6 protein-coding genes are annotated in these 14,582 nt (G+C 73.1%); 3 read left to right on the top strand and 3 right to left on the bottom strand.

Annotation, left to right across the window (positions count from 1 at the left end; genetic code table 11):
- Window positions 1–88 precede the first annotated feature (88 nt).
- Complete coding sequence (locus PUR56_RS42115; RefSeq protein ID WP_329884130.1) at window positions 89–874, bottom strand: helix-turn-helix transcriptional regulator; 786 nt, start codon at window positions 872–874, stop codon at window positions 89–91.
- Window positions 875–1,023: 149 nt separating this feature from the next.
- On the opposite strand from PUR56_RS42115, the gene PUR56_RS42120 reads away from it, so the two are divergent.
- Window positions 1,024–2,406 (top strand): COG1470 family protein, encoded by a 1,383-nt coding sequence (locus tag PUR56_RS42120; RefSeq protein WP_329952889.1) that lies wholly within the window; start codon window positions 1,024–1,026, stop codon window positions 2,404–2,406.
- A gap of 339 nt (window positions 2,407–2,745) precedes the next feature.
- On the opposite strand, the gene PUR56_RS43740 is transcribed toward PUR56_RS42120, so the two are convergent.
- Together PUR56_RS43740 and PUR56_RS42130 are read right to left on the bottom strand one after the other, a co-directional pair.
- A complete protein-coding gene (locus tag PUR56_RS43740; RefSeq protein ID WP_443034634.1) occupies window positions 2,746–4,473 on the bottom strand; it encodes an eCIS core domain-containing protein in 1,728 nt (575 codons plus the stop codon).
- 388 nt (window positions 4,474–4,861) lie between these two features.
- Entirely contained in the window at window positions 4,862–5,656 is a 795-nt protein-coding gene (locus PUR56_RS42130; RefSeq protein WP_380357144.1) for an exodeoxyribonuclease III, read from the bottom strand.
- A 282-nt stretch (window positions 5,657–5,938) separates the two neighbouring features.
- Between PUR56_RS42130 and PUR56_RS42135 the strand changes: the two genes are divergently transcribed.
- Together PUR56_RS42135 and PUR56_RS42140 are read left to right on the top strand one after the other, a co-directional pair.
- Window positions 5,939–6,712, top strand: a complete 774-nt coding sequence (locus tag PUR56_RS42135; RefSeq protein ID WP_329884152.1) for a GntR family transcriptional regulator — start codon at window positions 5,939–5,941, stop codon at window positions 6,710–6,712.
- Between the two features lie 300 nt (window positions 6,713–7,012).
- Window positions 7,013–14,572: an RHS repeat-associated core domain-containing protein gene (locus PUR56_RS42140; protein ID WP_329952890.1), complete on the top strand. Its 7,560-nt coding sequence runs from the start codon at window positions 7,013–7,015 to the stop codon at window positions 14,570–14,572.
- Window positions 14,573–14,582 lie beyond the last annotated feature (10 nt).

Consider the following 14,582-nt stretch of genomic DNA (forward strand, 5'->3'; position numbering starts at 1 on the left):
CCGGTCCGCGGCCGCGGACCGGCAGGGCCCCGGGGCCGCGCTCGGGGGAAGCACCGGCTGCGCTTTCGGGCAGCCGGTGCCGGTCCGGTCAGATCAGCCCGTTGCGCAGCGCGTAGCCGACGGCGTGGGAGCGGTTGCGCAACTGGAGCCGGGTGATGACCTCGTGCAGGACGTTCTTGACGGTCCGTTCGGAGTACGAGGTGTTGCGCGCGATCTCCGCGGTGTCCAGGCCCTCCGACACCAGGCGCAGCATGTCCGCCTCGCGCGGGGTCAGCGTGGACAGGGACGCGGCGTGCGGGTCGAGGGCCGACCGCTGCAGGCTGCCGACGTGGTCGAGGAGCTTCGCGAGCAGGTCGCCGGGTAGGACGCCCTCACCGTTCGCCATCGCCAGGACCAGCCGCAGCAGCCGGTCCTGATCGGCCTCCGCGCGCCGCAGCACCGCGGTGACTCCGCACTCGATGGCGCGCTGCAAGGCGTCACCCGATTCGAAGGTGCCGACCACGAGTCCGGTGCGGGTGGCGGAGTTGTGGCGCAGCCGGTACAGCAGGGCGGCCGTCTCGTCGTCCACGCTGTCCACGGCGACGAGCGAGACCCGCGCCTCGTGCGCGTCGGCGTCGTCGACCAGTTCTACCTCGGGCCGCTGGCGCAGCTGTTGGACGATCCCGACGTACAGGACCGGGTCCGAGGCGTACACGGCCACGGTGACCCGTCCGCCGGGCTCGCCGGCCGCGGCGTCGTGCGCGGCCCGGGCGTGGGCCGGGCTGTGGGCCGGGGCGCGGCCCTGGGGCGGGACGGTCGGCCGCGTGGTGCCGGTGCCGGACGGGTGGACGGTGCCGATGAGGTCGGTGTGGAGCATGAGGCGTACCTGTTCCATGATGCGTATGAGGGGAGTACTGCGGGGCCCAAAGGCAACAAAGCTCCTGGACACAGGAGTTGGGCGGAGTTCGCGGGGGCATCGCGGCTGCCCGGGGCCTTGCCCCCGCGTCCGTGGAGGTGGGCGGGGCGGCGGCGTAGCGTCGCGGCGTGACGACCCCAGCAGCCACTCCCAGCCCCGGCGCGCCCGGCCTCGACATTCCGTCGGTGACGGTGACACCGGGCGGTACCGCGACCACCAGCCTGACCGTTCGCAACGACGGCGACATCGTCGAGGCGTACCGCCTGGAAGTCGTCGGTGACTGCGCTGCCTGGACGACGGTCGAGCCCGACCGCGTCTCCCTCTACCCCGGCACCTCGGAAACGGTGACCATCCGCCTGGCGCCCCCGCGTTCGCCGCGGGTGCGGGCGGGCGAGGTGCCCCTGGCCGTGCGGGTCCTGCCCACCGAGCACCCCGAGGCGGTCAAGGTCCCCGAGACCACCGTGCGGGTCGAGGGATTCCGGCAGCTTCGGGCCGAGAGCGCTCCCAAGCGCCGCCGCGGCTGGCTGCGCGGACGCTACCGCCTCGCCGTCCACAACGAGGGCAACCGCCCCGTCCAGGTGGGATTCACCCCGGCCCAGCCCGGCGAGGACCTGAAGTTCGACGTCCGCCCCGCGGCTCCGAAGCTGGAGCCGGGTGAGTCGGTGGAGGTGGCGCTGCGGGTCCGCGCCGGGAAGCCCGTGTGGTTCGGGAAGCCGGCCACCTGGCCGTTCACCGTCACCGTGGCGGAGACCGAGGCGAAGGCCGGGGCGAAGGCCGGGGCCCGGGCCGACGACGCCGGCGAGGACGACCGGGAGCGACCGCGGCCGGAGGCCGAGTTCGTCCAGATACCGATCTTCCCGACCTGGCTGCTGGCGGCCCTGGCGGCGCTCCTCGCGCTGTTGCTGGCCTGGTTCCTGCTGGTGCGTCCCGCCGTGCGCAGCACCGCGAGGGAGGCCGCCGACCAGGCGGTCCAGCAGCAGTCGACCCCCACCGAGGCGCCGGCCGGCGGCCGGACCCCGGTGGCGAGCCCCGGGCAGCCGGGCTCCGGGGCCGGGAGCGCCCTGCCCGGCGCGGGCGCGGGCGGTACCGGTACCGGAACGGGAACGGGAACGGGAACGGGAACGGGCGGCGACACCGGGACCGGACCGGGCGGCGGACAGCAGGGTTCGGCCACCATCGACCTGACGACGGCCGGCGGGGAGACCAAGGTCGGCACCTACGTCGTGCCCGTGGGCAAGACGTTCGGGATCACGGACATCGTCGTCGCCAACTTCCAGGGCGACGAGGGCGTCGTGACGATCGGTTTCGGCGACCGCAAGATCACGACGATCGCGCTGGAGACGTTCCGTAACCAGGACTACCACTGGGTCACCCCCATCAGGATCACTGAGAACCAGACCGTGACGGTCCAGGTGACCTGCGCGAAGCCGGGAACTCCGGCCACCGGCGTGCAGGCCCAGGAGTGCCACGAGGTCCTCAACGTGAGCGGCGTGTTGAGCGACCTCAGGTGAACAGATGCCACACGCATGGTCTGTCAGGTTGTCCCGTGAGAAAAGGTGAGCCTCACTCGTTCCGGCCGAAAACCGACGGTTCGGAGGCTGGGAAGGCACCCTGCTCGTGACTGTACATTCTCATTTCGGCGGCCCTGGGAAGCTCCGGCCCGGCGTTCGAACGTGAATCTGACGGTCACTCAAATACGGCTGAATCCGATCCCTCCCGGCGCCCGTCCGACCGTTCGGACGCCGGGAGGGGCAGCGGCCGTCCCCGGCGTGTCGGGGAGTACCGAGGGCCGGCCCGTGTCACGGGCCGGCCCTCGCCGGATGCCGGTACGTGTCACGCACCGGTGCGCGTCACGAACCGGTGCGCCTGCGGGCCGTGTCGCCGGCCAGCGTCCGGTCGTGCTGGTACGCCTCCTCCGCCCAGCCCGCCAGGTCGCGCAGCTCGGTCTTGAGCTCGTCCCAGGTCTTCATCAGGGAGCCCATGGTCCGGATCTCGAAGGGGACCATCATGGCGCCCTCCTCCTCGTGCGGGTCGATCTGGTTCATCCCGCCGAACACGCTCTGCTGGGGCACCTGGGGGACGCCCTTCAGCGTCGACTCGGCGAATTGGAGGAGGGTCACCGGGAGGCCGTCGATCTCCCGGGTGGCTTCGTCGCGGAACTCCAGGTTCGCACTGCCGTCGCCGGGATCCTCCTGGAACTGGGCGAGCAGGTCGACGATCACCTCGCTGTCGTCCCGCAGGAAGTCCTGGAACCCGGGGTCGAGGAGCGCGCGGACGTCCGTGAGCCGGGACCGGGACAGCACGACCGTCAGGTTCTTGATCTGGCCCTGGTCCTGATCCTGCGCGAGGTAGTCGGCCATGGCCGCGACCTGGGTGAAGAACAGCTGGCTGTAGCCGTCCAGGGCGTCCGTCTCCAGCCGCTTGCGCTTGCGCGCCGACGCCTGGCCCTGTTCGTACCGGGCCACGACCTGGCCGGCGAACGTCCTCGCCTGCGAGAGCCGGAACCGGGCGCGGGGGAGCGGCGCCCCCTGGACGTGGGGAGCGGCACCCCGGAGGTGATCGAAGAACATCGGCATCCCGGCCAGTGGCACACCGACCGAGTAGTGGACGAACAGCCCGTCGCCCATGCCCTGGGCGCCGGCGTAGTTCGGGAAGTCGAGATCCGGGGCGATCCGGGCGTCCTGCCCTGCGGGCAGGATCTCCAGCTCCAGGCCCAGGTCCGCCAAGGGGGTCTTCTCGGTCTCCCGGTAGAACGCCTCGCGCACCGTCCTGATCTCGTCGACCAGCCGATCGAGGGCCGCCGGCCCGGACTCGCTCCCCGTGCCGACCACCGGGACGGCCCCGGTCACGAACTCCACGTTCGAGTAGTCGGCCCCGTCGCGCAACGACCGCTTGTCGGAGACCAGCTTGAAGTCCCCCGCGGTGCTCTGGGCCAGGTCGGTGTCGCCCTCGTACGCCGCGCCGCCGGACGTCTCGACGGGCATGTCGATCTCCGTCTCGAACCCCAGCTTCCGTTGCACGGCGGGCCCGCCGTCCCCTGCGGCGCCGCCGCCCGGCTCCGCCCGCCGGACCGCATCCGGCCGACCGGCCGGCCGCGCCATCACGCGTCGCGCGTTGGCCTCGGCGTCGCGTTCGAAGGAGTCACCGGGATCGCTGACCCGCAGCCCGTCCCCCCGGTCGGTACCGGCGACGGCCCCCTTCCGCTGCTGGATCACATGCGTCAGCTCGTGCGCGAGGGTGTGCCGGTCGCCGCCCCCGTGCCCGATGACGACGTCCCTGCCGGACGTGTAGGCCCGCGCACCGATCTCGGCGGCGGACCGCTGGGCCGCCGCGCCGGTGTGCAGCCGCACATCGGAGAAGTCCGCCCCTAGCCGCCCCTCCATCTCCTCGCGCACCGGCCCTTGGAGCGGCCGCCCGGCCCCCCGCAGCACCTCGTGCACACCGGACCGCTGGACAGGGTCCGAATCGTGTTCGCCCCGCCCGCCCCGCGCGATCCGGGCCACGACCGCGTTGCCGATGCTCCGCTGCAGCTCACGGGCCTGCTCCGGGGACATCGCCTCCGCCACGGGCCCGCTCACCCGCGTCTCCCGGGCCTTGCGGTCACCTCCGCCGGCCCGCTCGCCGCCGTTCCCCCTGCGATCGTCCGCCCTCGCGCGCACTGGCCCTCCCGGTCGCCTACCGCTGCCTTGCCTCTTCTCCCTACACCGCCGGCACCCGCCGCTCCCATCCCCGAAAGTGCACCCCCGGGGCCACACCCCCTGCCCGACCCGGGCGATCCCGGGTCCCGGGGTCGCCGGAGCGGTGGCTCAGGCGTACCGGCGGTGGCCGGTGTGGTCGAGGGGGACCACCACTGGTCGTAGTCGGTGTCGGTGGCTGGGTCGGTGGCATGGGCAGCGACCTGCACGGAGGTCGGACGGCCGACCACGGTGGACGGACCTGGCCGCTGTCGCGGCCGTCAACGGGTGGTCAGGACTCGAGGTCGTAGGCCACGGTGACCGGGGCGTGGTCGGACCAGCGTTCGGCGTGGGTGTCGGCGCGTTCGACGCGGGCGTCGGTGGCCTTGGCGACCAGACCGGGGGTGGCGACCTGGAGGTCGATCCTCCAGCCGGTGTCGTTGTCGAAGGCGCGGCCGCGATAGGACCACCAGGTGTACGGGCCGGTGCCGTCGGGGTGGAGGCGGCGGACGACGTCCACGTAGCCGGCCTCGTCGAAGACGCGGGAGAGCCAGGCGCGTTCCTCGGGGAGGAATCCGGCGGACTTCTGGTTGGCCTTCCAGTTCTTGAGGTCCTCGGGGCGGTGGGCGATGTTCCAGTCGCCGCAGACCACGACCTCCCGGCCGTCCGCGGCGGCCCGGGTGCGGAGGGCGCCGAGGTGGGTGAGGAATTCCGCCATGAAGCGTTCCTTCTCCTCCTGGCGTTCGGTACCCACTTCGCCGGAGGGGAGGTAGAGGCTGGCCACGGTCAGGCCGGGGAGGTCGATTTCGAGATATCTGCCCGAATTGTCGAATTCCTCGGAGCCGAAGCCGACCACCGTGCGGCTCGGCTCCCGGCGGGAGAGCACTGCGACGCCCGCCCGGCCCTTGGTGGCGGCCGGGGCCCAGGCCGCGTGCCACCCGTCCAGGTCGCGCAGCTCGACCGGCAGCTGCCCGGGCTCGGAGCGCACCTCCTGCAGGCAGATCACGTCCGCCTCGGTGGCGGCCAGCCACTCGATGAAGCCCTTCTTGGCCGCAGCCCGGATTCCGTTCACGTTCACACTCGTCACCACGATCACCCGAGCAGCCTACCGAGAGGCCCGGCGGGGGGTGTCATCCGACGCGTCCGCTTGCGGAGCTGTCGTGAACGCACCATGAAACTGTGCGGCAACCACGTCGAGCGCCGCCATTGGTCTTGACCATCTCCCGGCACAGCCCCTAGTGTCACTTACTGCAAGGACCTTTAATAAAGAAGGACGGAAAAAGCCCGCTCTCCCACCTGCCGCAACAGCGGACAGCGGGCCGGATCCGCCCTCTTTCCGCAGACTGAAGAGAACAGGGTGGAGGACGCGGTGGGGACGACAGGGCAGCTCACGGCCGTACCGGAACCGAAGTACTGGCACCTGCGCACGGTGCTGCTCCGCGCCATCGACACGGAGTTCTCCACCGGTCAGATCCTCCCCAACGAGCGCGAGCTCGCCGCCCGCTTCGGCGTCGCCCGGGCCACCCTGCGGCAGGCGCTCGACCAGCTGGAGCTGGAGGGCCGCCTGGTCCGCCGGCGCGGCATCGGCACCCTGATCGCCGCCCCCCGGGTCGGCGTGCCGGTCAACCGGCAGGAGGAGGGCTGGCCCGGCGCCCCCCGCAGCCAGGCGTGGCGCACCGTCGACTGCACCACCGCCCCGGCCGCCGGCCGGCTGGCCGTGGCGCTCGGTGTCCCGGAGGGCGCCACCGTCCACACCGTCCGCCGGGTCCGCCTCGTCCAGGGGCAGACCGTGGCGAGCGAGTCGCTGCACGTGCCCGCCGCCGCGCTGCCGCACCTGCCCGGCTTCCGGGCCGAGAGCGACCGTGCCCGCTCGGTGCTGCGCCAGCTGGAGCGGCTGGAGGTCGACGGCGAGTCCCGCTCGGTCGAGCTGGGCGTCGCCGAGGCCGGCGAGGCCGCGCTGCTGGAGCGCCCGCCCGGCTCCCCGGTCCTGGTGATGACCACCCAGTACGCGGCGGCCGGCCGCCTGGTCGCCCTCGCGGTCTCCACCTACCGGGCCGACACCTGCAAGCTCACCTTCGGCGAGACCGGACTCGTCGAGGTCACCCCGGTCGGCGCGACCCCGGTCGGTGCCGCCGCTTCCTGAACCATTCCCGGAAAACCCTCAGGCCCGGGCCCGGACGCTCCCACAGGCGTCCTGGCCCGGGCCGGTTTTGTGCCGCGGCGACCACCGCGGTCCGCCCCGGCCCGGCCGCCGCGCCGACCCCCGCCCCGCCGGTCGCGGAGTTGTCACGGGTTCCTGAACGGGAGGGAACCGTTCGGGGGCACCCCTGGGCTTGGGGCACAAGGATCGGTAGGTTCCGAACGATCTCTGTGCAACCCGAGCGCTCCGTGAGACCCGAGCGTTCCGGGCAACCCAAGCGTCCGGCGATCCTGGGGTGGGGCCGTGAACTCGCACTGGTACGGAAAGATCGGCGACGGCCCGGCCGCGCGTCGTGTCGCACAACTGCTCATCCTGGCGCTGGTCGCCGTCGGTCTCGGCATCCCGCCGGCCGCCGCCTGGGCCGCGCCCAAGGACCGCGCGGTGGTCTCCGCACCGCTGCCGCCCGGCCGGGTGAGCGCGGATCCGCGCACCCCCGAGCCGCCGCCGACGCAGGTGCCGGCCGCCGACGACAGCCCGCTCGGGCAGGAGCGCGCCCGGATCGCCGCCGAGATCAAGGCGGCCGACGCGCCCCGCAAGCCCGCCCCCGGGCCGGCCGCGGCGCCGGACGCCGAGGAGCACCGCAGGAAGCTCGACGAGCTGGCGGCCCGGCAGGCGCTGCCCGAGTACCGCATCCCGCAGCCCGAGGTGGACGACACCGGCAAGCGGCGCCGCTCGCCCGCCGGCCCGGCCCCGCTGACCCTGGAGCAACTGGCCGCGCCGAAGGCGGAGGCGGCACCGAAGGCGGAGGCGGCCCCACAGGCGCCGGCGCAGACCACCGCCCAGTCCTACGGAGCCACCTACCAGGTCGGTCAGCTCCAACTGGCCCCCCGCTACGACGCCATCGGGTACCTGCAGCTCACCGTCGCCAACACCTCGAACTTCACCTGGACCCCCGCCGGCCAGCACCTCGGCCTGCACCTGTACCGGTCCGACCAGACCCTGGTGAACTACACCGCCTCGTTCACCGCCCTGCCGTTCGACGTCGCCCCGGGCCAGTCCGTCACGCTCAGCGCCGTCATCCCCTTCCTCGGGGCCGGGAACTTCCTACTGGCCTACGACATGGCGGACCGGACCAACGGCGCCGGCTTCTTCTCGTCCCACGGAGTGCCGGCCTCCCAGGCCGCCGCGCTGACCGTGCCGCACTACGCGCCCACCGCGAGCGACGGCTGGCCCGCGGTCGGTGCGACCGTCTCCACCCGCACCCCGACGGTCTCCGCCTTCGTCGGTGACGACGGCACGACGCAGACCTCGGCCGAGTTCCAGATCTGCCCGACCAGCGACCCCGCGGTGGGCGGCTGCTGGGGCTCCGGCATGGTCAACGTCGCCGCACACCCCGGCGCCTTCGGGACGATCGCGAGCTTCACGCCGCCGGCCGACGCGCTGCGCTGGAACACCGCCTACTACTGGCGGGTCCGCGTCCAGGACGCCGGCTACACCTCGCCGTTCAGCGAGATGAGTATGTTCGCGGTGGTCGTCCCGCCGCCGAACGACGCCGCCCACCTGGGCCTCGACCCGGGCGCCCTGGACGACACCGGCGTCAACCTCTACCTCGGCAACTACACCCGCCAGGAAACCGACTTCGACCTCCCGCAGCCGGGCATCGGACTCCAGGTCAAGCGGACGTACAACAGCGCCGGCTCCACCAACGGCTCGTTCGGGATCGGCTGGACGTCGATCTGGGACATGGGCCTCACCGACGCGGGGAACGGCATCTCCACCCTCGCCCTGGAGGACGGCCGGAAGGTCAACTTCGGCCGGAACCCCGGGGGCGCCCTCGTCCCGGAGTTCGGCGGCAGCGGGTTCGGCGAGTGGGTGGACGCCGGCCACCTTCGGATGAGCGGCATGGACTACTACCTGGGGGACAGGGTCCGCCAGATCACCCGCCAGCAGGGGGCCGGAAACCTGCGGCTGGACCGCGACTACGTGGGCTCGCAGCTCTCCACCTCGCAGCTCAACCTGGCGTCGTCCGACCGCCGGCTCTTCCTCAACTGGGACAACCGGGGCCACGTCACCTCGGTCTCCACCAGCTCCCGGCACTTCGAGACCGGCGCCGTCACCTGGTACTACACCTACACCGGCGACTACCTGACCAAGGTCTGCGACCCGGGCGGCAACTGCACCGCGTACACCTACGAGACGTCCCGGGCCAGCGGCCCCAACCGGCTGGTCAAGGTCCAGAAGGCCCGCGCGGAGAACGTCACCACGGTCGCCTACGACGGCAACCTGGTCCAGCACGTGGGCAGGGCCGACAACGCCGCCACCGGCGTGGACAACGGCTGGACGTACGACCGCACCACCGACACCAGCGGCCCGACCCCCAGCCTGGTCGTCCACCGCACCGACCCGCGTGGCATCCACACCTACTACCAGTACAACCAGGAAGGCCAGTTGGCCTACCGCTGGTACGGCACGCCGACGCCGCCACCCGGCCGGACCCGGATGTTCGGGTACGACGCCTTCGGGCACCTCACGTCCGCCGTCGACGAGAACGGCAACGTCGTCCGGTACGGCTGGAACTTCGGCACCAACCAGCTGACCACCACCACCCGGTACCGGACCGCGCTGGAGCCGCTGACCGAGCGGACCACCTACTACGGCAACGGCGACTGGGCCGGTGACCCGCGCAACGGCGTGCCGCTGGAGGTCACCGACGCCAACGGCCACACCACCACCCTGACCTACAACACGGCCGGCAGCCGGCGCACCGAGACCGGACCGGCCGGCGGGGTGACCACCACCACCTGGGCCTGCCAGGAGGTGCTCAGCCCGCCCAACGTCAACTCCACCCCGCAGTACAACGGTTCGACCTGCAACGTCCCCGTCTCGGTGACCGACCCGGCGGGCCGGGCCACCACCTACGGCTACACCCACCGCGGCGACCAGTCCCAGGTCACCACCCCCGCCGGGCAGATCCTCAACACCTTCTTCGACGACCTCGGCCGGGTGGTCCGGCGCACCGTCGCCGACGCCGCCCACCCCGACGGCGTGGCCACCGCCTACACCTACGACAAGGCCGGCCGCCTGGCCACCGAGACCGGCGCCGCCGTGACGAACCCGGTCACCGGCGTCACCCACCAGGCCCGCACGACCTACGCCTACGACCCGGACAACAACCTGGCGAGCCGCACCGTCACCGACCTCACCGCGCAGGCCCAGGGCGGCGACGCGCCGCGCACCACCACCTACGGCTACGACGCGCAGGACCGGCTCACCACCGTCACCCAGGACGGCGTCACCACCAAGCGCGTGACGTACGACCAGCTCGGCAACGTCACCGACACCTGGAGCCCGAACGGCGCGCACTACGTCTACGGCTACGACACCAACGGCCGACTCACCGCCGTCGACCTGAAGAACTTCGTCGACGACCCCGCCGCCGACTCGCCGCCCCGCAGCGTCCGGCTGCAGACCTTCGCCTACGACGCCGGCGGCCGTCTCGCCGCAGCCACCGACGCCATGCAGCACCTGGTCACGTACACCTACACGGCCGACGACCTGGTGCTCACCGAGACCTACTCCCTGGTGAACCAGGCGGGTACGAGCACCCGCGAGATCACCCTCCACACCTTCACGTACGACAAGGCCGGCAACGTCGTCAAGGACGTCCGAGGCAGCGGTCCGACCGCCCGCACCACGACCTACGCCTACGACGCCGCCAACCGCCTCACCACCACCACCGCCGACCCGGGCGGCCTCGGCCGGACAGCCACCAGCGCCTACGACACGGCCGGGCTGGTCACCGCGACCACGATCAGCGACGGCACCCGGACCGAGACCCGCGAGAACGTCTGGGACCAGACCACCGGCCAGCTCGTCCGCACGCTCGTCCGGCCCGACGCCGGCACCGCCCTGGTGACCGGCTTCCGCCGGGACACCCAGGGCCGGGTCCTCGCCACCACCGACCCGCGCGGCATGCCGCAGCCCGGCGCCCCCGGCCAGGCCGACCCGGCGTACACCACCACGCACGGCTACGACCTGCTCGGCCGGCTCTCCGCCACGAGCACCCCCGCGACCCCGGTCGAGGACGGCACCCCCGGCGCCGCCCCCGCCGCCCAGCAGGCCACCGGCACCCGGGGCTACAACACCTTCGGCGAACTGACCGACGTCCGGGACGCCACCGGCCTGGTCACCCGCTACCTCTACGACAAGCAGGGCCACCGGACCGAGGCCAGGCTGCCGGCCTACACCCCGCCGGGCGCCGGCACCGCGCTGAACCCGGTGCGGAAGTGGACGTACGACGCGGACGGCAACACCACCTCGGCCACCGACGCGCTCGGCCGCACCACCACCTTCACCTACGACCTGCGGGACCGGCTCGTCCGCACCACCCTCCCGCCGGCCGCCCCGGGAGCCACGCCCGGCGTCACCGTCGTCGCCCGTGACGACAACGGCAACGTCCTGTCGGTCATCGACCCCTCCGGCGCCCAGTCCCTCGCCGTCTACGACGGCATGGACCGACGGCTCTCCGCCACCTCGGTGGTCCGCAACGGCACCGCCACCCCGGACCGGTACACCACCACCTACACCTACGACGACTTCGGCGACGTGCTCTCCGAGACCCTCGGCGACACCTCCACCGGCTACACCTACGACAAGCTCGGCGAGCTGACCTCCAGCACCCCGGCGGGCCGCGGCACCACCCGCTACGCCTACGACCTGGCGGGCCGCGTCTCGACCGTCACCGACCCGCTCGGCCGCACCTCCACCACCACGTACGACCTGGCCGGCCGGGCCACCGCCACGTCGGCCGCCGACCAGGCCGGCACCGTGCTCACCCGGACCGGCTACGGCTACGACGCCGCCGGGAACGTCGTCACCCTCACCGACCCCGGCGGCCAGGTCTGGCGCACCGCGTACGACGCCCGCAACCAGGCCACCTCCTTCACGGACCCGCAGGTCCGCCCCGGCGACGCCGCGTCCGCCCCGGTCACCGGCCTCGGCCACGACCTGCTCGGCCGGCTCACCCGGATCACCGACGCCAACGGCAACGCGACCCACCAGCGGTACAACACCCTCGGCCTGGCCGAGGCGCAGTCCCTGCCGGCCGTGCCCGCCGACCAGTCCGCCGCGGACCGGACCACGACCAGCGCCTACGACGCGGCCGGACAGCCCGTCACCGTCACCGAACCCGGCGGCGTCCGCAGGGCGTTCACGTACGACGGACTCGGCCGGACGGTCGCCGAGAACGGCACCGGCGGCGACGCCGACGCCTCCCGCGCGTTCGGCTACGACCTCGCCGGCCGCATCACCTCCGCCTCCGCGCCCGGCGGTACCCAGACGTTCGCCTGGGACGACCGCGGGCTGCTGAAGGGCAGCCAGGGCCCGCTCGGCACCAGCGCCTACACCTACGACACCGCGGCCCGTCCGCTCACCGAGACCGCCCCCGGCGGCGCCCGCGTCACCTACACGTGGAGCGGCAACGACGACCTCGGCACCGTCACCGACAGCCTCTCCGGCCTCACCCGCACCCTGACCCACGACCTGGCCGGCCAGGTCACCACCGAACAGCGCCGCTCGGGCCAGACCGCCGGCCCCAGCCGCACCCTCGGCCACGACGGGCTCGGCCGGATCACCACCGACACCGTCACCGACCCGACCGGCCACGTCTCCACCCAGCTCACCTACAGCTGGGACCCGTCGGGCCGCATGCTCACCAGCGGTTCCACCGGCACCGCCGACCCGCACGGCGAGCAGTACGGCTACGACCCGGCGGGCCGCCTCACCCGGACGCACAACACCACCGCCGCCACCGGCACCGACTACACCTGGGACGCCGTCGGCAACCGCACCTCCGTCGTCGACTGGACCGGCACGCCCGCGCAGCACACCACCACCGGGACCACCACGGCCGCCTACGACCCGCGCAACCGCCTGACCGGCACCACCGCGCCCGACGGCTCCACCACCGCCTACACGTTCACCCCGCGCGGCACCCTCGCCACCGCCACGACGAAGAACGCGTCCGGCGCCGTCACAGGCTCCTCCACCAACCGCTACGACGCGCTCGGCCGGCTGACCGGCGTCGACGGCCGCTCCTACGCCTACGACGCCCTCGACCGGCTCACCGCCGCGACCGCCGGTGGCGCCGCTGCCGCCGCGTTCACCTACCCCGGCCTCGCCAAGGAGCCCGACTCCGACGGCAGTTACGCCTACGCCCGGACCCTCGACGGCACCCCGCTCGCGGCCGCCCCCGCGGGCGGCGGCGCCGCCCGCACCCTGCTCACCAACGCCCACCACGACGTCCTCGGCACCACCGACACCGGCAGCGGCGCGCTGGCGGCCGGCCGCTCCTACAGCGCCTTCGGCAAGCGCACCGCCTCCTCCGGCAGCGCCCCCGACCTCGGCTACCAGGGCGGTTGGACGGATCCCGCCACCGGCCGGGTCCACGCCCAGGCCCGCTGGTACGACCCGGGCACCGGTACCTTCACCTCCGCCGACGACCGCGTGCCCGGTCTCGGCTCCGCCGCCGCCACCAACCGCTACGCGTACGGCAACGCCGACCCGGTCGGCAACTGGGACCCGAGCGGCCACTTCAGCATCGGCGGGTTCAACATCAGTGCGGGGGCCATCACGTCCGGCCTCCGGGCCCTCGCCGGCGCGGGAGCGGCCGTCGTGGAGACGGCGCTCAGCGCGGGCGCCGTCGCCGCCGAGACGGTCGCCGTCGCGGGCGGCGAGATCATCGCCGCCGGGGCCACGGTCGCCGAGGCGGCCGGCGCCGCCGCCCTCTGCAGCGTCGGCTGCGTCGTCGCGCTCGTCGTCGGCACCATCGTCGTGGTGGCCGTCGCCGGCTACCTCATCTACGAGCTGGTCAACGCCGACGGCAGCCTGACCCCGGTCTCCAACGGCACCGGCGCGAGCCCGCAGGCCGCGACCGACCCGGGCACCAGCGGCGTGCCGAAGGCGGTCGGGGTCACCGGCACCGGTACCGGCAAGGGCACCGGAACGGGTAAGGGCACCGGCACGGCCAAGGGCACCGGCACAGGCACCGGAACGCAGCCGCCCAAGCCCCGGCCCACACCGCCCCCGCCCCCGTACCTCACCGGCACCACCCGGGCCGTCACCCAGGACGTCCGCACCGAGGTCAGCCACTGGTGGGACGACACCTACCTCTACACCCGCACCGACACCTGGATCACCGACACCACCTTCATCACCTCCCACTACTCCGACGGCTCCTGGACCAAGAGCGGGCCGCAGGTCAGCATCCGGCACCTCTGGGAGACGCTCAGCCGGCTGCTGATCGACTTCTCCGACCCCGTCCAGCTCCCCACCCCGCTCGACAGCGGCAGCCCCGACCCGCACATCGACAACCCCGCCGATCCCGGCGCGGGCTGCGGCACCGGAGGGACCCTCGACGCCTGCGCCGACTCCCAGGCCGCCGGCCGTCTCCCGCTCGGCGCCCTCGACGGGACGCCGCGCACCGACGACGCGGGCAGGGGCGGCAAGAAGCCGCCGACGGTCGACGCCCCGTCCTGCGACGGGTACCCGGAGGGGGAACCGGGTGACAAGGACGATCTGCCCGATGTCGCCCGCCTCCCCGATCTCTCCGGGAAGACCCTGGCCGAGGCCGACGTCCTCGCGGTCGCCGGCGGGTTCACCTACCGCTCGACCTCGCCTGGCGGATACGTCACCTACGACGGCAGCAACGGAAGTAAGCTGACCATTCGGCTGAGCGACGGGCGGGTGACGCGGACAACGGTCGTCGACCGCGGGCCCCGCATGAAGAACCGTCCGCAGCGCTGGGATCAGAACGGGGACAAGACCCAGCTGCACGATCACGGAGAGAACATTGCCTGCGAGTAGTGACTTTGCG

The sequence above is a fragment of the Streptomyces sp. BE303 genome, assembly GCF_036290945.1.
Taxonomy (GTDB): Bacteria; Actinomycetota; Actinomycetes; order Streptomycetales; family Streptomycetaceae; genus Kitasatospora.

What these genes read in the sequence shown, in the direction of transcription:
- PUR56_RS42115 (WP_329884130.1), bottom strand. Translation starts at nt 874, where the DNA reads ATGGAACAGGTACGCCTCATGCTCCACACCGACCTCATCGGCACCGTC.